Source organism: Kitasatospora sp. NPDC056651 (genome assembly GCF_042792155.1).
Classification (GTDB): Bacteria; Actinomycetota; Actinomycetes; order Streptomycetales; family Streptomycetaceae; genus Kitasatospora.
In genome coordinates this window covers 1-23,512 of record NZ_JBHTWX010000043.1, presented here as the reverse complement: position 1 = coordinate 23,512, position 23,512 = coordinate 1, and the positions used below count along the sequence as shown (strand labels likewise).

The 23,512-nt window shown below is 73.6% G+C and carries 20 protein-coding genes and 1 riboswitch; of the genes, 11 read left to right on the top strand and 9 right to left on the bottom strand.

The features are described 5' to 3' along the window. Positions 1-33 precede the first annotated feature (33 nt). The 3 genes from ACFRAR_RS18555 to ACFRAR_RS18545 form a co-directional block, all read right to left on the bottom strand. Positions 34-489 (bottom strand): MarR family winged helix-turn-helix transcriptional regulator, encoded by a 456-nt coding sequence (locus ACFRAR_RS18555; protein ID WP_380699155.1) that lies wholly within the window; start codon positions 487-489, stop codon positions 34-36. A gap of 144 nt (positions 490-633) precedes the next feature. Next, positions 634-1,050 carry a DUF3037 domain-containing protein gene (locus tag ACFRAR_RS18550; protein ID WP_380699154.1) on the bottom strand — a complete coding sequence of 139 codons (417 nt, stop codon included), beginning with the start codon at positions 1,048-1,050 and terminating at the stop codon, positions 634-636. Then, positions 1,047-1,802 (bottom strand): HipA family kinase, encoded by a 756-nt coding sequence (locus tag ACFRAR_RS18545; RefSeq protein ID WP_380699153.1) that lies wholly within the window; start codon positions 1,800-1,802, stop codon positions 1,047-1,049. Before ACFRAR_RS18545 ends, ACFRAR_RS18550 begins: the two co-directional genes overlap by 4 nt. A gap of 145 nt (positions 1,803-1,947) precedes the next feature. On the opposite strand from ACFRAR_RS18545, the gene ACFRAR_RS18540 reads away from it, so the two are divergent. After that, positions 1,948-3,306 carry an NAD(P)/FAD-dependent oxidoreductase gene (locus tag ACFRAR_RS18540; RefSeq protein ID WP_380699152.1) on the top strand — a complete coding sequence of 453 codons (1,359 nt, stop codon included), beginning with the start codon at positions 1,948-1,950 and terminating at the stop codon, positions 3,304-3,306. Between the two features lie 89 nt (positions 3,307-3,395). Here ACFRAR_RS18540 and ACFRAR_RS18535 read toward each other — a convergent pair whose 3' ends face one another. Next, on the bottom strand, positions 3,396-4,733 hold the full coding sequence (locus ACFRAR_RS18535; RefSeq protein ID WP_380699151.1) for an aminotransferase class I/II-fold pyridoxal phosphate-dependent enzyme: 1,338 nt from the start codon (positions 4,731-4,733) through the stop codon (positions 3,396-3,398). A 34-nt stretch (positions 4,734-4,767) separates the two neighbouring features. On the opposite strand from ACFRAR_RS18535, the gene ACFRAR_RS18530 reads away from it, so the two are divergent. The 6 genes from ACFRAR_RS18530 (at position 4,768) to ACFRAR_RS18505 (ending at position 10,648) form a co-directional block, all read left to right on the top strand. Beyond that, complete coding sequence (locus tag ACFRAR_RS18530; protein WP_380699150.1) at positions 4,768-5,439, top strand: pyridoxamine 5'-phosphate oxidase family protein; 672 nt, start codon at positions 4,768-4,770, stop codon at positions 5,437-5,439. Positions 5,440-5,453: 14 nt separating this feature from the next. Continuing rightward, positions 5,454-6,263 carry an FMN-binding negative transcriptional regulator gene (locus tag ACFRAR_RS18525; protein WP_380699149.1) on the top strand — a complete coding sequence of 270 codons (810 nt, stop codon included), beginning with the start codon at positions 5,454-5,456 and terminating at the stop codon, positions 6,261-6,263. 195 nt (positions 6,264-6,458) lie between these two features. Continuing rightward, the gene (locus tag ACFRAR_RS18520) at positions 6,459-7,793 is read left to right on the top strand and encodes a sugar porter family MFS transporter (protein ID WP_380699191.1); all 1,335 of its coding nucleotides are present in this window, start codon (positions 6,459-6,461) and stop codon (positions 7,791-7,793) included. Between the two features lie 66 nt (positions 7,794-7,859). After that, positions 7,860-8,561, top strand: a complete 702-nt coding sequence (locus ACFRAR_RS18515; RefSeq protein WP_380699147.1) for a dienelactone hydrolase family protein — start codon at positions 7,860-7,862, stop codon at positions 8,559-8,561. A gap of 71 nt (positions 8,562-8,632) precedes the next feature. After that, a complete protein-coding gene (locus ACFRAR_RS18510; RefSeq protein ID WP_380699146.1) occupies positions 8,633-9,901 on the top strand; it encodes an MFS transporter in 1,269 nt (422 codons plus the stop codon). Between the two features lie 99 nt (positions 9,902-10,000). After that, the gene (locus tag ACFRAR_RS18505; protein WP_380699145.1) at positions 10,001-10,648 is read left to right on the top strand and encodes an HAD domain-containing protein; all 648 of its coding nucleotides are present in this window, start codon (positions 10,001-10,003) and stop codon (positions 10,646-10,648) included. Here ACFRAR_RS18505 and ACFRAR_RS18500 read toward each other — a convergent pair. Beyond that, the gene (locus tag ACFRAR_RS18500) at positions 10,626-11,414 is read right to left on the bottom strand and encodes a CPBP family intramembrane glutamic endopeptidase (RefSeq protein WP_380699144.1); all 789 of its coding nucleotides are present in this window, start codon (positions 11,412-11,414) and stop codon (positions 10,626-10,628) included. The two genes, ACFRAR_RS18505 and ACFRAR_RS18500, sit on opposite strands and share 23 nt — an antisense overlap. Before the next feature lie 146 nt (positions 11,415-11,560). Continuing rightward, a complete protein-coding gene (locus tag ACFRAR_RS18495) occupies positions 11,561-13,066 on the bottom strand; it encodes a glutamate--cysteine ligase (RefSeq protein ID WP_380699143.1) in 1,506 nt (501 codons plus the stop codon). Between the two features lie 377 nt (positions 13,067-13,443). On the opposite strand from ACFRAR_RS18495, the gene ACFRAR_RS18490 reads away from it, so the two are divergent. After that, positions 13,444-14,016 carry a hypothetical protein gene (locus tag ACFRAR_RS18490; protein ID WP_380699142.1) on the top strand — a complete coding sequence of 191 codons (573 nt, stop codon included), beginning with the start codon at positions 13,444-13,446 and terminating at the stop codon, positions 14,014-14,016. Between the two features lie 426 nt (positions 14,017-14,442). After that, positions 14,443-14,634, top strand: a complete 192-nt coding sequence (locus tag ACFRAR_RS18485; protein ID WP_380699141.1) for a DUF5999 family protein — start codon at positions 14,443-14,445, stop codon at positions 14,632-14,634. A 107-nt stretch (positions 14,635-14,741) separates the two neighbouring features. Here ACFRAR_RS18485 and gcvP read toward each other — a convergent pair whose 3' ends face one another. Beyond that, positions 14,742-17,642, bottom strand: a complete 2,901-nt coding sequence (gcvP, locus tag ACFRAR_RS18480) for an aminomethyl-transferring glycine dehydrogenase (RefSeq protein WP_380699140.1) — start codon at positions 17,640-17,642, stop codon at positions 14,742-14,744. A 237-nt stretch (positions 17,643-17,879) separates the two neighbouring features. Beyond that, positions 17,880-17,983: riboswitch (glycine riboswitch) on the bottom strand. A 223-nt stretch (positions 17,984-18,206) separates the two neighbouring features. Between gcvP and ACFRAR_RS18475 the strand changes: the two genes are divergently transcribed. Together ACFRAR_RS18475 and ACFRAR_RS18470 are read left to right on the top strand one after the other, a co-directional pair. Continuing rightward, a complete protein-coding gene (locus tag ACFRAR_RS18475) occupies positions 18,207-19,355 on the top strand; it encodes a PRC and DUF2382 domain-containing protein (protein ID WP_380699139.1) in 1,149 nt (382 codons plus the stop codon). Positions 19,356-19,564: 209 nt separating this feature from the next. Beyond that, positions 19,565-21,061: an MFS transporter gene (locus ACFRAR_RS18470; RefSeq protein ID WP_380699138.1), complete on the top strand. Its 1,497-nt coding sequence runs from the start codon at positions 19,565-19,567 to the stop codon at positions 21,059-21,061. Between the two features lie 143 nt (positions 21,062-21,204). Here ACFRAR_RS18470 and ACFRAR_RS18465 read toward each other — a convergent pair whose 3' ends face one another. Further along, positions 21,205-22,632: a DNA polymerase IV gene (locus ACFRAR_RS18465; protein ID WP_380699137.1), complete on the bottom strand. Its 1,428-nt coding sequence runs from the start codon at positions 22,630-22,632 to the stop codon at positions 21,205-21,207. Between the two features lie 73 nt (positions 22,633-22,705). Beyond that, complete coding sequence (locus ACFRAR_RS18460) at positions 22,706-23,410, bottom strand: vancomycin high temperature exclusion protein (protein ID WP_380699190.1); 705 nt, start codon at positions 23,408-23,410, stop codon at positions 22,706-22,708. Between the last annotated feature and the right edge of the window lie 102 nt (positions 23,411-23,512).

Below are 23,512 nucleotides of genomic sequence, written 5' to 3'. Positions count from 1 at the left end.
CGGCCGAGGCTCCGCCGGCGGGCGGCGCGGCTTCTACTGCGCGCCGCCCGTACGGCCGGCCAGCACCGGCAGGACCTGGGCGCAGATCGAGTGCAGGGCGACCCGCTGCTCGTCGGTCATCGCCTCGAAGGCCTGGTGCGTCCGGGCCATCTCGCCGCGGATGCGGTTGAGGATCTCCCGGCCCTCGGCCGTGATCACCACGATCTTCACCCGGCGGTCACCGGCCGCCGCCTCCCGGTTGGCGAGGCCCAGCGACTCCAGCCGGTCCACGATGCCGGTGACGTTCGACGCGTCGCAGCCCAGCCGCCCGGCCAGCGCCCGCATCGGCACCGGCTCCTGCACCGCGCCCAGTGCCTTGGCCTGCGAGGAGGAGAGCCCGTGCCGGGCGGCGGCCGCCGCGAAGTCGTGGAAGTACGCGGCACCGACGGCGGCCAACGCCTCCATCAACTCGGCGTTGGTCGGTACGGTCGTCGTCGCTGTCGAACCCATGGGGTCAGCGTACGGCCAGGTGCTTCACCAACTCAAGCTTTGACCCTGGCAACCGTCGGCGTGCCGCCCCGCGCCCCAGGAGGACGAGCCGGTCCTGGGCCCTGTCCGGCCGCTCCGGGCCCGGCAAGACCGGCCGGACAGAGCCTAGAGGACGAGTTGGTCGAACAGTCGCCGCAGCTCCGCGTCCGGGTCCGCGGTCAGCCCGGTGTGCACCGGCCCCGGCTGGACGATCGCGCTGCGCGGCGCGGTCAGCCAGCGGAACCGCTGCCCGGCGCTGTCCCCCGCCGCCGGGCCGGCCTGCGCGCCGCCCAGGCAGACCGCCTCGATCCCGTGCAGCGCCCGCCGCACGCCCTGCACGTCCGCCACCGGGTCCAGCGCCAGCAGCCGGGCCTGGTCCAGATGGGTACGGGCGGCCAGGTGCGAGCTCTGCCGGCAGTAGAGGAGCACCCCGACATTGACGCACTCGCCGCGTTCCACCCTCGGCACCGCGCGGATCACGGCGTACTCGTAGTCGTGCAGCTCGACGGTGGCCGGCAGCCCGGACAGCGGGGACTCGGTCATGCGGGCACCTCCGGCAGCCAGTCGCGCGGACCGGCCAGTCGCTCGGTCAGCTGGGCACGGTACGCGGCGCGCACCTCGTCGGGCGAGTCGAAGCCGAACTCGTCCGTCAGCCAGACCTCGGGGATCTGCGCCACCGCACCCTCGATCGCCGCCTCGGCGAGCGGCGCGAGCGCCTCGTCGGCCGCCGTCAGGTCCGGCCGGGCCCCCGACAGCGCGTGGTCGGAGGCGTCGTACGGTCGGCGGATCCAGCCGGCGGCGCCCTTCCAGTTGTGGTGGAAGATCAGGCTCGCGCCGTGGTCGATCAGCCGCAGCCCACCGGTCGCCACCAGCAGGTTGGGGTTGCGCCAGGAACGGTCGACGTTGCCGATCAGCGCGTCGAACCAGAGCACCTGTCCGGCGAGCTCCGGATCCACCTCGAAGCAGAGCGGGTCGAAGTTGAGCGCGCCGCTGACGAAGGCCATCCCGAGGTTGGTCCCGCCGCTGGCCCGCATCTGGTCCTGGATCTGGTGATCCGGCTCGCTGCGCGCGAGCACCGGGTCCAGGTCGATCGTCACCAGCTCCGGCACCGGCAGCCCGAGCCGCCGGCCGAGTTCCCCGGCCAGCACCTCCGCGACCAACGCCTTGCGGCCCTGCGCCGCACCGACCCATTTCAGCGCGTACAGCCGCCGATCATCGGCCTCGACCAGGCCCGGCATCGAGCCGCCTTCTCGCAGTGGCGTCACGTACCGGATCGCCGTCACCTCGGGTAGCACGGCCGACAGCTTATCGGTGTCCTGGCCTCCGCTTGTCCCTTCCGCCCCGCCCCTCCCTCCTCCGCCCCTCCCCAGTGGCAGCCCCCGCTGCTCCGTGCGAGTGTGGCGGGCAGTAGTGGGGACCTTCACGGCAAAGGGATGAACGATGGAACGACCTCGGATCCTGATCGTGGGCGGTGGCTTCGCCGGCCTGGAGTGCGCCCGCCGTCTCGAACGCAAGCTGTCACCGTCGGAGGCCGAGATCTCGCTGGTGACACCGTTCAGCTACCAGCTCTACCTCCCCCTCCTCCCCCACGTCGCCGCCGGCGTCCTCACCCCGCAGTCCGTGGCCGTCTCGCTGCGCCGCTCGCTGCGCCGCACCCACATCGTCCCCGGCGGCGCGATCGGCGTGGACCCGGCGTCCAAGGTCTGCGTCATCCGCAAGATCACCGACGAGGTGGTCGCGCAGAAGTACGACTACCTGGTGCTCGCCCCCGGCAGCGTCACCCGCACCTTCGACATCCCCGGCCTCACCGACTACGCGCGGGGCATGAAGACGCTCGCCGAGGCGGCCTACGTCCGCGACCACGTGATCGCCCAACTCGACCTCGCCTCCGCCTCCCTGGACCAGAAGGAGCGCGAGTCCCGGCTCCAGTTCGTGGTGGTCGGCGGCGGCTACGCGGGCACCGAGACGGCCGCCTGCCTCCAGCGCCTGACCACCGCCGCCACCCACCGCTACCCGCGTCTGGACGCCCGGCAGATCAAGTGGCACCTGATCGACATCGCCCCGAAGCTGATGCCGGAGCTCGGCGACCCGCTCGGCGAGGCCGCCCTGGAGGTGCTCCGCGAGCGCGGCATCGAGGTCTCGCTGGGTGTCTCGGTGGCCGAAGTCGGCGCCGAGACGGTCAAGTTCACCGATGGCCGGGTGCTCCCCTGCCGCACCCTGATCTGGACCGCGGGGGTGGCCGCGAGCCCGCTGATCGGCACCCTGGACGCGGAGACGGTCCGCGGCCGGCTCGCCGTGACGGCGGAGATGCGGGTGCCGCAGTTCGAGGACATGTTCGCGCTCGGCGACGCCGCCGCCGTCCCCGACCTCGCCAAGGGCGACGGCGCGGTCTGCCCGCCGACCGCCCAGCACTCCGCCCGCCAGGGCCGCGCGGTCGCCGACAACGTGATCGCCTCGCTCCGCCAGCAGCCTCTGGAGCCCTACTACCACAAGGACTTGGGCCTGGTGGTCGACCTCGGCGGCAAGGACGCGGTCTCCAAGCCGCTGGGCGTGGAGCTGCGCGGGGTGCCCGCCCAGCTGGTGGCGCGCGGCTACCACCTGATGGCGATGCGCACCAACGCGGCCAAGTTCCGGGTGGGCGCCAACTGGCTGCTCAACGCGACGGCCGGCGACGACTTCGTCCGCACCGGATTCCTCGCCCGCCAGCCCGCCCGGCTGCGCGACTTCGAGTACACCGACGCCTATCTGACGAAGGATCAGGTCCGCGCCCACGCCCAGTCCCTGCTCGCCAAGGGCTGATCGGCGGCGCACCTCGGCGCCCCCGCGACCAGCACCGCGGGGGCGCCGACGCACGCACTCACCGGCTCGGCCCCGGAACCGGCCCCGGATCACACCAGCCGGGACCCGCCCGCGCCCGCCCCCAGCACCGCCGCCAGGTCCTCCGCCAGCTCCCGCGCCCGGGCCGGCTCCAGCCCCGCCGTGGTGAACCGCACCCCGGGCGGCGACTGGATGCGGTAGCGCGCGCCGGGCGCGGCGACCCAGCCGCGCTGCACCAGCGCCGCCAGCACCGAGGTCTCGTCGGGCACCGGCACCCAGACGTTCAGCCCGCTCTCGCCGTGCGCCCCGATCCCGCGCGCCGCCAGCTCGCCCAGCAGGGCGTCCCGCCGGACCCGGTACGCGGCGGCCACCCGGTCGACCGGCGCGGCGTCGGCGCGCCAGAGCTCCGCGAGGGTGCGCTGCAACAGGTGGCTGACCCAGCCGGCGCCCAGCCGCAGCCGGCCGGCCACCCGTCCGATCGTCTCCTCGTCGCCGACCGCCACCGAGATCCGCAGGTCCGGCCCGTACGCCTTGGCCGCCGAGCGCACCACCGCCCAGTGCCGGGTGCTCGCGGCGACCAGCGGGTGGTACGGCCGGTCGACCATGCCGTGCCCGTGGTCGTCCTCGATCAGCAGCACCCCGGGGTGACCGGCCAGTACGGCCCGCAGCGCCTCGGCCCGGCGCGCGGTGAGTGCCGCCCCGGTCGGGTTCTGCGCCCGGCTGGTGACCACCACCGCCCGCACGCCGTCGGCCAGCGCCGCGTCCAGCGAGGCGGGCAGCGGGCCCTCGTCGTCCAGCCGGACGGGGACGGGCTTCAGCCCCAGCGCGGGCAGCAGGTCGAGCAGGCTGCCCCAGCCCGGGTCCTCGACGGCCACCGCGTCGCCGGGGCGCAGCCGGGTGCCGAGGATCCGCTCGATGGTGTCCAGCGAGCCGGAGGCGACGACGACCGGGCCGGCGGGCAGGCCGGCGGCCTCGAAGGAGGCGCGGGCGAGTGCGCGCAGCCGGGGGTCGACGGCCGCGTGCCCGTACAGCACCGGGTCGGTGCGCGCGGCCTCGGCGGCGGCCGCGAGGGCCCGGGTGAGGTCGGGCAGCAGCGCCGGGTCGGGGTTGCCGGTGGACAGGTCGCGGGCGTGCGGCGGGACGGGGATGCGGATCTCGTCACGCGGGGTGAGCGCGGGCCTGGGGAGGATGCGGCTGCCCCTGCGGCCCGCCGTCTCGATCACACCGCGGTCGCGCAGCAGCCGGTAGGCGGCGGCGACGGTGTTGGGGTTGACCCCCAGTTCGACCGCGAGGTCACGCAGCGGGGGGAGCGCCGTTCCGGGGGCGACCTTTCCGCTGCTCACGCCCTGTTCGATGTGGGCCGCGATCTCGCTGGCGCGTCGCCCTTTCAGCGGATAGTCTCCTAGCACAAAACAAATTATGCACTAGTACATAGAGGGTGTCATGTCAGCGACTCCGGAAGGCTCACCCGGCTACTCCCGCACCCCCAGGACCACCCCCACCCGGTACCGGGACCGGGCCACCTGGGAGCAGGAGGCGATCCACGCCATCCTCGACAGCGCCTACGTCTGCCACCTCGGCTTCGTCGCCGACGGCGCCCCGGTCGTCCTGCCGACGATCTTCGCCCGGGTCGGCAGCCGGCTCTACGTCCACGGCTCGACCGGCAGCAGGCCGCTGCGCAACGCCTCCGGCGAGCAGGGCATGCCGGTCTGCGTCACCGTCACCCAGGTCGACGCGCTGGTGCTGACCAAGTCCGCGTTCAACCACTCGGTGAACTTCCGCTCGGTGGTCGCCCACGGCACCGCGCACCAGGTCACCGACCCCCAGGAGCTGGACGTCGCGCTCGCCGCCCTGGTCGACCACGCGGTGCCGGGCCGCTCCGCCGAGGTCCGTCCGGCCAACGCCAAGGAGCTCGCCGCCACCGCCGTCCTCCGGCTGGAACTGGACGAGGTCTCGGCCAAGACCCGCCACGACGGCGCCGACGACGACCCGGAGGACGCCGGCCTGCCGCACTGGTCCGGCCTCATCCCGGTCACCACGGTGCACGGCGCCCCCGAGCCGCACCCCGGCGGCACCGTCCCGCTCCCCGCGCACCTGCGCGGCTACCCCCGCTGACGGGAGGCGCACCGATGCTGATCAGATCCTGGGACCGCGGCGACGAGCAGGAGTGGCGCGCCTGGCTGGCCGAGGGCCGCGACTTCGGCCTGCTGGCCGCCAACGGCGCCCCCGGCGAGGGGCCGGTCCTCGTCCCGACGCACTTCCTGCTGGACGCCGAACGCGGTGAGGTCCTGCTCCATCTCGCCGCGCCCAACCCGCTGCTGGCCGCCGTCCGGGCCGACCCCCACGTCACCCTCGCGGTCACCGACGGCTACGCCTTCGCCCCGGGCCACTGGCGCGGCGCACCGGGCACGCCGACCAGCTACTACGCCTCGGTCCACTTCCACTGCACCGCCGAGGTGGTGGAGTCCGCGGCCGGCAAGGCGGAGATCCTCAACCGCCAGCTGGCGCACTTCCAGCCCGAGACGCCGGAGGTCCGGGTGGTGCCCGGCGAGGAGGGGCTGGCCCGGCAGCTGCCCGGGCTGCGCGGGCTCCGGCTGACCGTGAACGAGGTGCGGGCCAAGTTCAAGTACGACGACAAGAAGCCCGCCGAGGCGCAGTACGCGATCGCCGACCGGCTCGCCGAGCGCGCCGAGGGCCGGGGACGCGCCCGCGACCAGTACGGCGCCGCCCGTACCCAGCTACTCCGCCGCCACCGGCGACGCACCGCCGGGGCGGGCGTCCTCGGCGCGGACCAGGCCCACACGGACCAGGCCCACGCGGGCACCACCCGGGCGGACACGGCCGTGGCGGGCAGCACCGGCGCGGACCCCACCGGCCCGCACGCCGACCTCTCGCGCACCGCCGCCCCGCGCACCGACCGGCCGCGCGCCGCCGACTGACCCGGGATCACCCGGTCGGCCGCCAACCCGCGCAGGCCGGGCGCCGCGCTGATCGAATGTGAGACGAGCCCTGCCCACTCGGCGTCAGAGCGGGCCCGTCGACCCCCGGGAGAGCGCGTGTCCTCAGTCCACAGCCAACGGGCGGCCGGCGAGGCCCACCTCGGTCACGTGGTGTTCATCTCGGCGGCCGCCGCCATGGGCGGCTTCCTGTTCGGTTACGACAGCGCGGTGATCAACGGCGCCGTCACGGGCATCCAGAAGCACTTCGCGGTCGGCCACGGCACCACCGCCTTCGTGGTGGCCATCGCGCTGCTCGGCTCGGCGGTGGGCGCGGTGCTCGCCGGGCGGCTCGCCGACCACCTGGGCCGGGTGCGCACGATGCTGCTGGCCGCCGTCCTGTTCGCGGCCAGCGGCGTCGGCTCGATGTTCCCGCCGAACATCGAGACCCTGGCCATCTGGCGCGTGGTGGGCGGCATCGCGATCGGCATCGCCTCGGTGATCGCGCCCACCTACATCGCCGAGGTCGCCCCGACCGCCTACCGCGGCCGGCTCGCCTCCTTCCAGCAGATGGCGATCGTGCTCGGCATCACCGTCTCCCAGCTCGCCAACTTCGCCCTCAACCAGGCCGCCGGCGGCGAGTCCACCAACCACCTCGGCGGCATCCAGGCCTGGCAGTGGATGCTGGGCGTCGAGACCATCCCGGCCCTGGTGTACGGGCTGATGGCGCTCGCCATCCCGGAGTCGCCGCGCTTCCTGATCGCCGACCACCGCGAGGCGCAGGCCCGCAAGGTGCTGCTCGAGGTCGAGGGCGAGGGCGTGGACCTGGACGCCCGGGTGGCCGAGATCCGCGCGGTGCTGGAGTCCGCGCGCAAGCCCCGGCTCAAGGACCTGCTGGGCGGCCGCTTCGGTCTGCTGCCGATCGTCTGGGTCGGCATCGGCGCCTCGGTGTTCCAGCAGTTCGTCGGCATCAACGTGATCTTCTACTACTCGTCCTTCCTGTGGCAGTCGGTCGGCATCAAGGAGTCCGACTCCCTGCTGATCAGCCTCTCCACCTCGATCATCAACGTGATCGGCACCGTGATCGCGATGGCCCTGGTGGACCGGATCGGCCGCAAGCCGCTCGCCCTGGCCGGCTCGATCGGCATGGCGGCGGCGCTGGCCACCGCCGCCTGGGCGTTCTCCTACCGGCACGGCACCGGAGACACCGCCACCCTGGACAACACCCATGCCACCGTCGCGCTGATCGCCGCGCACGTCTTCGTGCTCTGCTTCGCCTTCTCCTGGGGCGTGGTGGTCTGGGTCCTGCTCGGCGAGATGTTCCCCAACCGGATCCGCGCGCTGGCCCTGTCCGTCGCCGCCTCGGCGCAGTGGATCGCCAACTGGGCGATCACCGTCTCCTTCCCAAGCCTCGCCGACTGGAACCTCTCCGCGACGTACGTCATCTACGCGGCCTTCGCGCTGCTCTCCATCCCGTTCGTGGCCTTCTTCATCAAGGAGACCAAGGGCCGCGCCCTGGAGGAGATGGGCTGACCGGCCCGCCGAACCCCCGCCGCACCCGGCCCCACCCCGCGCGGCCCGACCCACCGAGAGGAAGCCATGCCTGACCAGGGCGGCTCCCGGCAGAACGTCACCTTCCCGAGCAACGGCCGTACCGCGCACGGCTACCTGGCCCGCCCGCCGCAGGGCGTCGGCCCGGGCCTGGTGGTGGTGCAGGAGTGGTGGGGGCTCACCTCGCACATCGCCGCCATGGCCGACCGCTTCGCCGCGGAGGGTTTCACCGTCCTCGCCCCCGACCTGTTCGGCGGCGCCACCACCCATGACGGCGCCGAGGCGGCCCGGTTCGGACGCGAGCTCCCGGTCGACCGGGCGGTGGAGGACCTCGCCGGGGCCGTGGACCACCTGCTCGCACTGGACGGCGTGGTCGGCGACGCGGTCGGCGTGGTCGGCTTCTGCATGGGCGGCGGCTTCGCCCTGCTGCTGGCCGCCCGGGCCGGCGACAAGGTGGCCGCCGTGGTCCCGTTCTACGGCCTGCCACCCGATCCCGCCTTCGACTACCTCGGCCTGACCGCCCACGTCCTCGGCCACTTCGGCGAGCTGGACGGCTCGATCCCGATGGCCGCCGTGGACGAGGCGGCGATCCGGATCGGCGAGGCCACCGACGTCCGTCCGGAGATCCACTTCTACCCGGCCGGGCACGCCTTCATGAACGACGAGAACCTGATCGGCACCTACGACCCGCTCCAGGCCCGGATCGCCTGGCGCCGCACCCTCACCTTCCTCTGGGGCCACCTCGGCTGAATCCCTCCCACCTGGGGGTTCGGCAGGAAAACCGGATGGACACCGGTACGACCGTTCGGGATAGTCGCCGGGTGCCGATCCCTCCCCCGCACCCCCGCCGTTTCGCCTGGGCGAGCCGCAATTTCCGCATCCAGACCGCCGCCACCGTGATCAGCGGCCTCGGCAACGCCGGCGCCCCCATCGCCACCGCCTTCGCCGTGCTCGGCGCCGGCGGCACCACGACCGAGGTCGGTTACGTCACCGCCGCCCGCCTGGTCCCCACGGTCCTGCTCATGGTGGTCGGCGGCACCCTCGCCGACCGGCTGCCGCGCCACCTGATCATGGTCGGCGCCAACGTGTTCAGCGGGCTCTCCCAGGCCGTGCTGGCCGCGCTGGTGCTGGCCGGGGACGTCCCGCTCTGGCAGCTGCTGGTGCTCTCCGCCGCCGGCGGGGCCGGCTACGCCCTCTACGCCCCCGCCTCCGGCGGCATGATCATGCAGGCCGTCCCCCAGGAGCACGCCGCCCGCGCCTTCGCGGTCTTCCGGATGGGCCTCAACGCCTCCCAGATCGGCGGCGCAGCCCTCGGCGGCGCGCTCACCGCGGTCGTCGGCCCCGGTTGGGTGCTCGCCCTGGACGCCCTCTGCTTCCTGGTCGCCGCCGCGCTCCGCTTCTTCCTGGAGCCGGAGCGGGCCCCCGTGCCCTCCTCCGGCGGCATGCTGCGCGATCTGCGCGAGGGCTGGCGGGAGTTCGCCTCCCGCCGCTGGCTCTGGGTGATCGTGCTCCAGTTCTCCGTCCTGCTCGCCTGCGTCAACGCGGTCGAGGCGGTGTACGGGCCGACCGCGGCCAAGGAGCGGCTCGGCGGCGCGGGCGCCTGGGGCCTGGCGATGTCCGCGTACGGCGTCGGCCTGGTGGCGGCCGGCGTGCTGATGACCCGCTGGCGCCCCCGCCGGATCCTGCTGGTCGGCAACTGGGGGGTCTTCCTGTTCGGCGTGCCCGCCCTGGCCCTGGCCGCCGAGGTGGCGCTGCCGCTGCTGGTCGTGGCGATGTTCCTGTCCGGCGTCGGCGTCACCGTCTTCGGCGTCAACTGGATGGTCGCGCTCCGGCAGGAGATACCCGAGGAGATGTTCTCCCGGGTCACCGCGTACGACGAACTCGGCTCCTACTCGCTGGCCCCGGTCGGCACCGCGCTGGCCGGCCCCGCCGCCGTGGTGCTCGGCCTGTCCGGCGCGCTCTGGGCGTGCGCCGCCGCCTGCCTGCTGCTCAGCGTGGCCGTCCTGGTGGATCCCCAGGTCCGTCGGCTGAGCCGTCGAAGCGCGACCGGCGCACCGGTGCCCGCCCCCGAGCCCACGCCCGCCACCTGAGCGCTCAGGGCGCCCCACGTGCGCCCGCCCGGGGGCAACCGGAGGTGCCGGAGGGACGTCCGACCAGTCAGGAAACTCCACTGTCCCGAGGGGCCACCGGTGCCGAAGCCACTGCTGTTCCTGGACGTCGACGGCGTCCTGAACCCGGTCTGCCCGCATCCGGACGCCGGATTCGACGCCCACGCGCTCCTCGGCCACACCGTCCTGCTGTCCACCCGGCACGGCGCCTGGCTGCGCGAGCTGGCCGGAGCGTACGACCTGGTCTGGGCGACCACCTGGGAGGAGCACGCCAACACCCACATCGCCCCGGCGATCGGCCTCGACCCGCTGCCGGTGGTCACCTTCACCGGCTACGTCCCGCAGCCCGGCGACCCGCGGGTGCCACTGATGGAGCTGTTCTCCGCCGCGAAGTGGGCCCCGCTGCTGCGCTACGCCGGGGGCCGCCCGTTCGCCTGGGTGGACGACGTCATCCCACCCCGGCTGGTCCGCCGCTCCCGCTGGCGCCGGGACCGCGTGCTGCTGCCCGTCGACCCCGGCCAGGGCCTGGAGCGCCGGCACGTCGACCGGCTGCTCGCCCGCCCGCCGCGCGGCCCGGCGCCGTCACCCGGGGGACCGTCGCTCGGAGGGCCGCCGCTCGGAGGGCCGTCGCTCGGAGGGCCGCCGCTCGGAGGGCCGCCGCTCGGAGGGCCGCCGCTCGGAGGGCCGTCGCTCGGAGGGCCGTCGCTCAGGGGGTCGGCAGCCAGCTGACGTGCCCGGCCAGCAGCGCGTACCCGACGAAGGCCACCGTGTCGATCAGCGCGTGCGCCGCCACCAGCGGCATCACCCGTCCCCAGCGCCGGTACAGCAGGCAGAACACCACGCCCATCACCATGTTGCCGATCAGCCCGCCGACCCCCTGGTACAGGTGGTACGAGCCGCGCAGCACCGAACTCGCCGCCACCGCGGCCGGCCAGGACCACCCCAGCTGCCCCACCCGGCGCAGCAGGTAGCCGAGGACGACGACCTCCTCCAGGATGGCGTTCTGCCAGGCCGACAGCACCAGCACCGGCACCCGCCACCACACGTCCGGCAGGCCGGACGGCGCCACCGTCAGGTTGTACCCGGCCGCCTGCGAGGCCAGGTAGAGCGCCAGCCCCGACCCGCCGATCGCGGCCGCGACGCCGGCGCCCCGGCCGAGGTCGCGCAGCTTCTGCCCGAGGTCGAAGCCCAGCACCCGCAGCGCGACGCCCTCGCGCACCAGCAGGTAGCCGACCAGCACCACCGGCATCAGCCCGCGCCCGATGTAGTACAGCTGCCACACCAGGTCCAGCCAGGGCCGCCCGGGCGCCCGCGACCCGTTCAGCGTGGCGACCTGCTGGCCGAGCTTGAGCGGTTCGGTGAGCGAGCCGGTGAAGCTGATCAGCGCGCTGATCCCACTGGCCCCGAGGGAGAGGCCGAGGACGATCAGCAGTTCCACGCCGAACAGCCGGCGGGTGGGCTTCGCGGTCTCCGGCGCGGTCGGGACGGTCGTCACGGGGGCTCCAGCGGACGGGCGGTCGCTCCGGCCGTCGGCCGACCACCGGAGCGATCATCCTGGCACAACCGCCGGACGGCCCCGACGGGGAGGCCGGGGGCCCGTCCGGCTCGGCGGCCCGGCAGGATCCGAAGGGAAGGGCCTAGCTAGCCCACCGGCCAGGTGTGCACCGGCTCGCCGCCGCGCATGTGTTCGGCGTATCGCCTGGTCATCGCCGCGAGCGCGGCCGGCCGGTCCATCCCGTACTGCTCGCGCAGCCGGTGGAAGGTCGCGGCCTGCCAGGACGCACCATTGGTGCGGCGCAGGCAGCGCTGCTCGATGATGCCCAGGTAGCGGTCCCGGTCGGCGGGCTCCACGCCCCACTCGTCCAGCCCCTGGTGGGCCATCGGCAGCAGTTCGTTCAGCACCAGGTCGACGGCGGACACGGTCTGCAGCCCGCCGCCGCGCCCGGCCCGCCCGGGGCGCGGCCACTGGAACACCGCGTCGATGCCGTACCGGGCGCCCTGGCGGAAGTTCTCATCCGCCCGTTCGAACGGCAGCCGGGTCCAGATCGGCCGGGGCTGCTCGGCGAGCACCCGCACCAGCCCGTAGTAGAACGCGGCGTTGGCCAGCGTGTCGGCCACCGTCGGCCCGGCCGGCAGCGCCCGGTTCTCCACCCGCAGGTGCGCCACCCCGCCCGCGACGTCGTACACCGGCCGGTTCCAGCGGTAGATGGTGCCGTTGTGCAGCCGCATCTCGGCGAGCCTGGGCGCGCCGCCGGAGGCCAGCACCTTCAGCGGGTCCTCGTCGTCGCAGATCGGCAGCAGCGCGGGGAAGTACCGCAGGTTCTCCTCGAACAGGTCGTACGCCGAGTCCACCCAGCGCTCGCCGAACCAGGTGATCGGGCGCACGCCCTGCGCCTTGAGCTCCGCCGAACGGGTGTCGCAGGCCTGCTGGAAGAGCACCGGACGGGTCTCCCGCCACAGCTCCCGCCCGAACAGGAAGGGCGAGTTGGCGCCGAGCGCCAACTGTGGCCCGCAGATCGCCTGGGCCGCGTTCCACACCGAGGAGAACCGCTCCGGGGTCACCTGGAGGTGCAGCTGGAGCGAGGTGGCGGCGGCCTCGGCCACCATGGTGATCGACTCCAGCTGGAGGTGCTCGACCCCCTCGATGTCCAGCGCGATCTCCTCCCCGCGGGCGGCCAGGATCTGGTCGCTGAGCAGGCTGTACCGCTGGTTGTGACTCATCGCGTCCAGCCCGGTGTGGGCGTGCTCCAGCGTCGGCAGGATGCCCACCATGACGATCCGGCTGCCCGCCTCGGCCGCCCGCCGGTCGGCGTAGCGCAGCCCGGTGTCGATCTCCTCGCGCAGTTCCTCGAAGACGTGCCCGCAGAGCCGGTGCGGCGTGATGTTGACCTCGATGTTGAACCTGCCGAGCTCGGTCTGGAAGTCGCTGGACCCGATCTCGCTCAGCACCTGCGCGTTGGTCATGGCCGGCAGGCCCTGCTCGTCGGCCAGGTTGAGCTCGATCTCCAGGCCCATCACCGCCCGCGGCCGGTCGAACCGGTCCTCCCGGATCATCCGTCCCAGCGTTTCGAGGCACGCCTGGAGCTTGCGCCGGTACAGTTGCCGGTCCGCCAGTTCCGCCCGAGTCGCCACGACCTTCTCGCCCACGGTCCCCTCCTCAAGAGCCACCCCGTCGAGCACCCCGGTCGACCGACCGTGCAACCAATATGCCCACCTCGAAGATCGATACCCGAACACGCGTACTGGCTTGCATTGCAAGGCATCTGACGGAAAATCAGAAGAACTACAGACTTGCCCGCCACCACAGCCCGTGATAAACAGGTCACCCTGCGCACCTGTTCGAATTCGCACAGCGCCCGGCCGGTCGGCCATTGCCCCGAGGTCCCATCGACGGCGGCGACCGCGCCGGCACCGCGATCCTGCACAACCGGACACGGCAGGCCCCGTCACCGTCGACGCGTCGCCGCGCCACGCCGGTATGCCGCACTCGCACGCCGATCTCGCTTGGAGAGGCGGATCCCGCCATGACTCTGCAAACCCCCCAGCCCCCGCCGAGCGCCCTGCGCGCGGTCCTGGGCGCGCTCGACTCGGAGACCGCACTGCGCCAGCCCGCCGCCGCAGCGCTCCGTCACCCGAACGGCCCCCTGCTCCCCGCCCACCCGCTCGCCGTGTACGTCCTGGACGGTCCGCGCCCGGGGCTCCCGGCCGCCCGCCGCACCGGCTGGCGCTTCCTGATCAAGGACGGCACCGAGGTGGCCGCCGCCGCCGAGGTGGTGCAGAGCGCGGAGGGCCACACCTTCTCCCACTTCACCGCCGGCCCCTACCTCGATTCGACGGTCAGGGCGCTGCGCGAGGCCTGGCAGCTCGCCCAGGGCGCCCGGACCCCCCGGCGGCCCCGGCTGCTGACCTTCCCCGGCCAGTACGCCACGGCGCTGTGGCTGCACGACCCGGACCCCGGGACGGCCACCGACCTCCTGATCCCACTGGCCCCGGCCCCGCTCGGCGTCACCGCGCACCGCGCCCGGCCCGCCTCCGAACTGCTGCCCCTGCTCGCCCGAGCGCCGCTCGCCAGGCCGCTGCTGCTCGGCTCCTCCTGACCCACCGGCACCCCGCGGGCCGCCGGGCCCACCCGCCCGGCGGCCCACAGCCGTGCCCGCGCGCACGCCCTCGTACCCGCCCCCGGGAACGCCTTCCCTGGAACACCCCCCAGCCGGACCATCCGCTATGGCCCCAACGGGCCATGCCCCTCCTGGCCCATTGGTGCGCCGTTTCCCGCCGGTCCCACCTGAACGGGTGATCTCTGACCGGGAGTTGTGGCGCATGTCACGAAATCCCTGCGCGCGGGTCCGCAGATGCCGACACTGGGAACCAGCGTGGAAGGACCACCTGTCCTACCCACTTGAGCGTCGGTCCACACCTGGTCGGCGCGCGGACAGGATCCGACTACCGCGGCGGCTCCGGACGGCACGACCTCCGGTGGCCGCCCCACGGGGAGGATCGCAGAGCGAAGCGAGGGTACGCGTATGTGCCAGCACCGTCCTGAGTGCCCGTCGGCCGAGTCCGAGGACCGCGAGGCGGCCGCCTCGGTGGCCCGCCACCCGGAGCAGGGCTGGAGCCTGCTCTGCAACGGCGTCGTCATGTTCGAGGACACCGGAGAACTGCTGCCCGACGGCCGGGTGATCGCCCCGCGCCGCCCCGTCGCCCACGCGGCCTGACCACCCGGTCCGGCCGTACGGCGGGGGCAGCCGCCGACTCCACAGCACAAGGGGCAGGGCCCCGGCGGAAACTCCGCCGGGGCCCTGCCGCGTCACCGCTCCTCCGCTCAGACGCCGTACTCGTCCAGCGGCGGGCAGGAGCAGACCAGGTTGCGGTCGCCGTACGCGCCGTCGATCCGGCTCACCGGCGGCCAGTACTTGTCCGCCGGGTTCACGCCCGCCGGGAAGACCGCCTCCTGCCGCGAGTAGCCGTGCGCCCAGTCGCCGGCCAGCGTGGCGGCGGTGTGCGGGGCGTTGCGCAGCGGGTTGTCCTCGGCCGCCCACTCGCCCGAGCCGACCTTGTCGATCTCGCCGCGGATGGTGATCATCGCGTCGCAGAAGCGGTCGATCTCGTACAGGTCCTCGGACTCGGTCGGCTCGATCATCAGCGTGCCGGCCACCGGGAAGGACATCGTCGGCGCGTGGAAGCCGTAGTCGATCAGGCGCTTGGCGATGTCGTCCACCGTCACGCCCGTCTCCTTGGTCAGCGGGCGCAGGTCGATGATGCACTCGTGCGCGACCAGCCCGCCCGGACCGGTGTAGAGCACCGGGAAGTGCGGGGCCAGGCGCTTGGCGATGTAGTTGGCGTTCAGCACCGCGACCTGGGTCGCGTGCTTGAGGCCCTCGCCGCCCATGAGGCGGACGTACGCCCAGGAGATCGGCAGGATGGCCGCCGAGCCCCACGGCGCGGCCGAGATCGGGCCGACACCGGTGGCCGGGCCGGCCTCCGCCTGGAGCGGGTGGTTCGGCAGGTGCGGCGCCAGGTGGGCGCGCACCGCGACCGGGCCGACGCCCGGGCCGCCACCGCCGTGCGGGATGCAGAAGGTCTTGTGCAGGTTCAGGTGCGAGACGTCCGCGCCGAACTTGCCCGGCTTGGCGAGGCCGACCAGCGCGTTCAGGTTGGCGCCGTCCACGTACACCTGGCCGCCGGCCTCGTGCACCAGGGCGCAGATGTCGGTGATCTGGGTCTCGTACACGCCGTGGGTGGACGGGTAGGTGACCATCAGCACGGCGAGGCTGTCGCGGTGCTGCTCGATCTTGGCCTTCAGGTCCTCGACGTCGACGTCGCCGTCGACCAGGGTCTTCACCACGACCACGCGCATGCCGGCCATCACCGCGGAGGCCGCGTTGGTGCCGTGCGCCGAGGACGGGATCAGGCAGACGTCGCGCTGGGTGTCGCCGTTGGCGTGGTGGTAGGCGCGCACGGCCAGCAGACCGGCCAGCTCGCCCTGGGAGCCCGCGTTCGGCTGGATCGACACGGCGTCGTAGCCGGTCACCTCGACCAGCTGCTGCTCCAGCTGACGGATCAGGGTCAGGAAGCCCTGGGCCTGGTCGATCGGGGCGAAGGGGTGCAGCTGACCGAACTCCGGCCAGGTCACCGCCTCCATCTCGGTGGTCGCGTTGAGCTTCATGGTGCAGGAGCCCAGCGGGATCATGCCCCGGTCCAGCGCGTAGTCCCGGTCCGACAGGCGGCGCAGGTAGCGCAGCATGGCGGTCTCCGAGCGGTGGCTGTGGAACACCGGGTGGGTGAGGTACTCGTCCTCGCGCAGCAGCGCGGCGGGCAGCGCCTCGGCGCTCTCGGCGACCTCCACGCCCTCGACGCCGAACGCGGCCCAGACGCCGGCCAGGTGCTCGCGGGTGGTGGTCTCGTCGGTGGAGACCGAGATCCGGTCCTCGCCGTCCTGGTACACGTTGATGCCGTTGGCACGGGCGGCGGCGGCGATCTCCGCGGCGCGGCCCGGGACGACGGCGGTGACGGTGTCGAAGAACTCGCCGTGCAGCAGCTCGACGCCGCCGGCCCGCAGGCCCTCGGCGAGGGCGGCGGCGTAGCGGTGGGTGCGGCGGGCGATGTCGGCCAGGCCGTCCGGGCCGTGGTAGACGGCGTACATCGAGGCCATCACGGCGAGCAGCACCTGGGCGGTGCAGATGTTGCTGGTCGCCTTCTCGCGGCGGATGTGCTGCTCGCGGGTCTGGAGCGCCAGGCGGTAGGCGCGGTTGCCGTCGGCGTCGACGGAGACGCCGACCAGGCGGCCGGGCAGCGAGCGGGCGTACTCGGCGCGCACCGACAGGTAGCCGGCGTGGGGGCCGCCGAAGCCCATCGGCACGCCGAAGCGCTGCGAGGTGCCACAGGCGATGTCGGCGCCCAGCGAGCCCGGGGACTTGAGCAGGGTCAGCGCGAGCAGGTCGGCGGCGACGGCGACGATCGCGCCCAGGCCGTGCGCCTGCTCGATCACCGGGGCGAGGTCGCGGACCACACCGGTGGCGCCGGGGTACTGGAGCAGCACGCCGAAGACGCCGCGTTCGACGATCTCGGCCGGGATGCCCTCGGACAGGTCGGCGACGACGACCTCGACACCGGTCGGCACGGCGCGGGTGTTGATGACCGCGACGGTCTGCGGCAGGGTCTCGGCGTCGACCAGGAAGACGCCGCCCTTGACCTTGGTGACGCGACGGGCCAGCGCCATCGCCTCGGCCGCCGCGGTGCCCTCGTCCAGCAGCGACGAGCCGGAGGTCGGCAGGCCGGTCAGGTCGGAGACCAGGGTCTGGAAGTTGAGCAGCGCCTCCAGGCGGCCCTGCGAGATCTCCGGCTGGTACGGGGTGTAGGCGGTGTACCAGGCCGGGTTCTCCATGACGTTGCGCAGGATCACCGGCGGGGTGAAGGTGCCGTAGTAGCCCAGGCCGATCATCGGCTGGAGCACCTGGTTACGGCCGGCCAGCTCGCGCAGCTCGGCGAGGACCTGGGCCTCGGACCGGCCCCCGGGCAGGTCCAGGGCGGTGATGGAGCGGATCGCCTCGGGCACCGCGGTGGCGGCGAGTTCGTCCAGCGAGCCGTAGCCGACGGACGCCAGCATCTTCTCCTGCGCGGCCGCGTCGGGGCCGATGTGACGGTTCTCGAAGGGACTGGCCAGCTCAAGCTCGGTGAGGGTCGAGGCGCCGGTGGGGCGTCCCGCGTTCGGCTGGGCGTTCATGGTGGTCGAGGCCTCCTGGTCACGGACCGGCGGGGGTACGCACGCCGGCCGGCCAACGCCGCTGCGGACAGCGGACCGGCCTGGGCGGACGGACCCGAAAGGCCTCCCCCTCTGTCATCGGGACCTGAGAGCTTCGCCCGCACGTCGCGCTGTGGCGCTTCGTCGGCTTGCACCGTCGGTGAGGGTGGTGGTCGTCGGCTCCCGCGCCGGCGCTCCTGCCCTGCTTTCCAGAGTGACCTAGCCCGCACGGTACGGATGCCTGAGAGATTCCGGGGAGGAGTTGCTCCTTCGGCGCCCCGACCAGCGGTTTTCACTGCCGGGGACTCTCCCGAGCAGGCTCGGCGGTCGCGGCCCAGGGTACCAGCGGGAGGCCCTCGGATCACCGGTGCGTCAGGTCACTCGGGGTCTACGCGCGTTCCCTCGGACGGTCCAGTGCGCAGCCCGTCCGGCGCACCCCGGTCGCGTTCGTCCGGTTCATGGCTTTTGGTGTGAAGTGGCGGACGGAACGGGTGCTCCGGCCGCCTTCCTGTGGGAGTTCCGCAGCTCAGCGCACTGGAGGAATGAGTGCAGACCGACATCGACCCCCGGGACCTCATCGGCCACAGGGCCGTCGACCGCAACGGAGACAAGATCGGCACGGTCGACGAGGTCTACCTGGACGACGCCACCGGCCGGCCCGAGTGGGCCGCGGTCCGGACCGGCATCTTCGGCCGGGACGCCTTCGTCCCGCTGACCACGAGCGAGTTCGCCGGCGACGAGCTCCGGGTGCCCTACGACAAGTCACTGGTCAAGGAGTCGCCGGACTTCGGCGTCGGCCAGCACCTGTCCCCCGCCCAGGAACTCCAGCTCTACCGCTACTACGGGCTGGACACCCCGGTGGACGGCCACCCGAACGGTGAGGAGGGGAGCCGCGCCGAGCAGCCCGACCTCGACTTCGGCACCACCGCGGCCGCCGCCGCGTCGACCGCGGCGGCCCCCGCCAGGTCGCTCACCTTCCACCACCCCGAGCGCGCCGCCGAGCCCGCCCCGCCCAGGGCTCCCGTCGATCCTGTCGTTCCCGTCGCCCCGGCCACCGCCGACACCGGCGGAGCAGCACCGGAGGCCGGCCTGCGCACCCTCGGCGCCCCCGCGCCCGCAGCCGCCCCGGCGCCCACCCCCTCGGTCCCCGTGGTGGAGCCGAAGCACCAGGCGCGGCCCGCCCCGACACCCGCACCCGCGGCCGCCGCGGCCGCCGCCGCAGCACGCGCCACCACCGCCCCGCCCACCTCCACCCCGTCCGCCCCCACCGCCGGCAGCCCGGTCGAGATCACCTGCCGGGAGGAACGGCTGGACATCACCACCGAGTGGCACACCATCGGCACCGCGAAGCTGCGCAGGTACGTGACGACCGAGCAGGTCGAACGCCGCGTCCCGGTGGTCCACGAGCGCGTCCGGGTCGAGCGGATGCCGGTCAGCGAGGCCGAGCGCGCCGGCCTCACCGAGAAGGAGGTCGCCGAGGCCGTCGAGGAGGTCACCCTCCGCGAGGAGCGCCCGGTGATCCGCAAGTACCTCGCTCCCGTCGAGCGGGTCCGCCTCGTCGTCGAGCGCTACACCACCGAGGAGGTGGTCCGGGACGAACTGCGCCGCGAACACGTCGAGATCCACGACACCACCGCCCCGGTCTCCCCGGCCACCGACGCCCCCCGCCCCGGCGCCCTGCACCCCCTCACCTGACAGCACCCCCACCCGAGGGCCCCGGACACCGTCCGGGGCCCTCGGCGCGCGCCCACCCCTCCTGCCGGCCCGCCCCACACCCCCCGCCCCCGTTGTCGCGTACCCGACCCTTCGCCTTTGCCAAAGCTTAACCGCTCGATATTTGACACTCTGAAGTATCGTCGGCAAAGTTACTTCAGTTCATTCACTATGTACGGGAGGAAGCAACCGTGAGTGAGGCACCACAGCCCACCACCGCGGCCGAGAAGCAGAGCGGCGCCCGGGTCCTGCCGGCCCTCATCCTGGCGATGCTGTCGTACAGCGTGGTGCAGACCGCGGTCGTCCCGATCCTGCCCTCGCTGGCCAAGGAACTGGACGTCTCCGCGTCCAGCGTCACCTGGCTGATGACCGCCAACCTGCTCTCCGCAGCCGTGCTGACTCCCCTCCTGGGCCGCTTCGGCGACCTCCGGGGCCGTAAGCCGATGCTGCTGATCTCACTGGCCGGTCTGGTCGCCGGTTCGGCGCTCGCGGTCAGCACCCACTCGTTCACCTGGCTGGTCGTCGCCCGCGTCCTCCAGGGCGCCGGCGGTGGCGTGCTCCCGCTGGCGATCAGCATCGTCCGCGACGAGCTGCCCAGGCAGAAGGTCACCGGCGGCGTCGCCGCCATCAGCGCCTCGATGGGCGTCGGCTCCGGCCTCGGCCTGGTCGCCACCGGTCTCCTGCTGGAGCACTGGAGCTACAAGTCGATCTTCTGGATGGGCCTCGCCTGCGGCCTGCTCGCGGTCGCCCTGGTCGCCTTCCGCGTCCCGTCCGACCCGGTCACCGACAAGGACGGCGGCGCCGACCCGCTGGGCGCCCTCACCCTGGCCGGCTGGCTCTCCGCCCTGCTGGTCGCGGTCAGCCAGGGCAACCACTGGGGCTGGACCTCCAACAAGACGCTCGGCCTGTTCGCCGTCGCCGCCGTGGTCGCCCTGGTCTGGATGATCATCGAGTCCAAGGTCAAGCACCCGCTGGTGGACATGAAGATGATGTCCCGCCCGGCCGTCGCCTTCACCAACCTGGCCGGCCTGCTCATCGGCTTCGGCATGTACGGCTCCTTCATGGTCATCAGCAACTTCGCCCAGACCCCGGAGAAGCTGACCCACTACGGCTTCACCGCCAGCGTGCTGCACGCCGGCGTCATGCTGCTGCCGTCCGCCATCGGCTCGATGGTCGCCGCCCCGGTCGGCGCCCTGCTGATCGGCCGCCGCGGCCCGCGCCTGCCGCTGGTCCTCGGTGGCGTCCTCGGCGCCGTCTCGATGGCCTACCTGGCCGTGCGCCACAGCCACGAGGTGGACATCTACACCGCCTCGGCGATCTTCGGCCTCGGCATCGGCCTCGCGTTCTCCGCGATGCCGGCCTACATCAACGGCGCCGTCCCGGCCGAGCAGAGCGGCATCGCCAACGGCATGAACGCCGTGCTGCGCACCGTCGGCGGCGCGATCGGCACCGCCGTCATGGCCGCCATCCTGACCGGCGACATCATGAAGCTGCCGCCGCAGATCCCGTTCTCCTTCCCGACCCTGGACGCCTACAAGCACGCGTTCTGGACCGCGGCCGTCGTCTGCGCCGTCGCCGGCGTCGTCCCGTTCCTGATCCGCGGCATCACGTCGGCCACCACCGCGACCGTCGTCGGCGGCTCCGCCCAGCAGGACTCCAGCCCCGAGCTGGTCAAGACCGACGCCTGACGAGGCGTCCGGCCCCCGCGCTCAGGGACAGGGCGCGGGGCATCCGGCCTCCGTACGTCGCGAGGGCATCACGAACGTACGGAGCCGGCACGGTGATCGGCCCCACCCGGTACTCCCCCACCGGGTGGGGCCGTTTTCGTGCCTCAGTCCCCCCGGTCCGCCCGTCCGCCCCCGTCCGTCCCGTCGTCCGCCCCGCCGTCATCGCCCTCACCCCGGCGCAGCGGCAGCGGCCGGGACGCTTCGAGTTCCGGGTCGTCCACCGAGAAGGTCCGCACCCGCCCCCGCTCGCTCCACGGCGTCTCGAACCGTACGGTGACCCTCCCGACGCCACTGCCCTGCACCCAGCCCGGACCGAACCCGGTGTGCCGGACGTCCTGGCCGGGCATCCAGCGCCGCACCACGACGGCCTCCGGCTCCTCCTCGGCCTGCTCCGCCGCGGCCGCCACCTCGGCGTGCTCCGCGGCCTCCTCCCGGAGCGCCTGCGCGAACAGGTCCTCCTGGGTGTAGTCGGCGAGTTGGGCGACGCCTACGCCGAGCAGCCGCACCCCGCCGGTGATGTCCACCTGCTCGGCCAGCCGGCGCGCGGTCGCGGTGATCACCGCCTCGTCGTCGGTGGGCCCGCCGAGCGTCTCCGAGCGGGTCAGCGTCGAGAAGTCGAACCGCCGGACCTTGAGCACCACCGTCCGCCCCGAGCGCCCGGCCGCCCGCAGCCGCCGTACGCACCGGGCGGCCAGCGCCTCCACCTCGCGCAGCACCCGGTCGCGGTCGGCCAGGTCCACCTCGTAGGTGTCCTCCACCGACACGGACTTGGCGTCCTGGTCGGCGACCACCGGCCGCTCGTCCAGGCCTATGGACATCTGGAAGATCCCGGCGCCGTGCGCCCGACCGACCAGCTGCACCAGCTCCGTCTCCCCCGCCTCCGCGAGGTCGGCCACCGTGTTCAGCCCGGCCCGGCGCAGCACCTGTTCGGTGGCCGGCCCGATCCCGGGCAGCGCCCGCACCGGCATCGGGCCGAGCACCGCCCGCTCCTGCCCGGGCTCGACCATGACCAGCCCGTTCGGCTTGGCCTGCTCCGAGGCGATCTTGGCCATCAGCTTGGAGCCGGCCGCCCCCACCGAGCCGGTCAGCCCGGTCAGCCGCTCGATGTCCGCCCGCAGGTCCTCCGCCAGCGCCAGCACCAGCCGTTCGCCGGTCTCGTGGTCCGCCTCCCGCAGCGCGGGACCGTAGGGGCCGGCCTCCAGGTCCACGAAGGCCTCGTCCAGGCTGAGCGGCTGCACCAGCGGGGAGAGCTGCCGCAGCAGCCCCATCACGATCTCGCTGTTCTGCCGGTACGCCTCGAACCGCCCCGACAGGAAGGCGGCGTTGGGGCAGAGCCGGCGCGCCTGCGCCATCGGCATCGCCGAGTGCACCCCGAACTTCCGCGCCTCGTACGAGGCCGTGGAGACCACACCGCGACCGCCGAGCCCCCCGACGATCACCGGCTTGCCGCGCAGGCTCGGCTTGGCCGCCTGCTCCACCGCCGCGAAGAAGGCGTCCATGTCGAGGTGGATGATGCTCGGCAGAGATCGCACCCGCCGATCATCGCGTACGGGTCCGACAGTGCGTACGAACCCGGCCGGGAACCCCGCGGCCGGCCCCGGGCGGCTATCTGCCCGCGGTCTCCGCCAGCGCCTTCGGGATGCCATCCTCCTCGGGCCCGAGGAACAGCGGGTCCGGCCGCAGCCAGGCGTTGACCGCCGCCTTGCCCGCCCCGGCGACCTCCCGCAGCCCGCCGTAGAGCCAGGTCTCGTCGCGCGACTCCGGCACCCCGACCGCGTACGAGCGGATGCCCGCCGCCTCGCACAGTGCCAGCGCCCGGCGGACGTGGAAGTCCTGGCTCACCAGCACCGCGCGGTCCACCCCGAAGATCCGGCGCGCCCGGGTGCAGGAGTCCCAGGTGTCGAATCCCGCGTAGTCCCGGACCACCCGGTCCGCGGGCACCCCGTGCTCGGTCAGGTAGGTGTACATGGCGTCGGGCTCGGAGTACTCGGCCCGTCCGTTGTCCCCGGTCACCAGGATCGCCCGCACCTTCCCCTCCCGGTACAGGTCCACCGCCGCGACCAGCCGGTGCTCCAGGTACGGCGAGGGCCTGCCCTGGTCCAGCCCGGCGCCGAAGACCACCGCGACGGGCGCGGACGGCGCGCTCTCCACCGTGCCCACCCGGTCCCCCGCCGAGAGCCACACCCAGGCGCTCGGCGCCAGGGCGAGCGAGCAGAGCACCGTCCCGGCCTGGAACACCCGGCGCTGGGCCGGCCGCTGCCGCAGCCGTGCCCCCAGCAGCCCGGCCCTGCGCCGCAGCAGCCCCGCCATCCCGGTGCCCACCCCCACGTGCCCTCCCTCGATCACGTCGACCAGGCTCGATCCCGTCGACCAGGCAACACGACGAGGCCGCGGGCCCGAACGGTTCCCCGT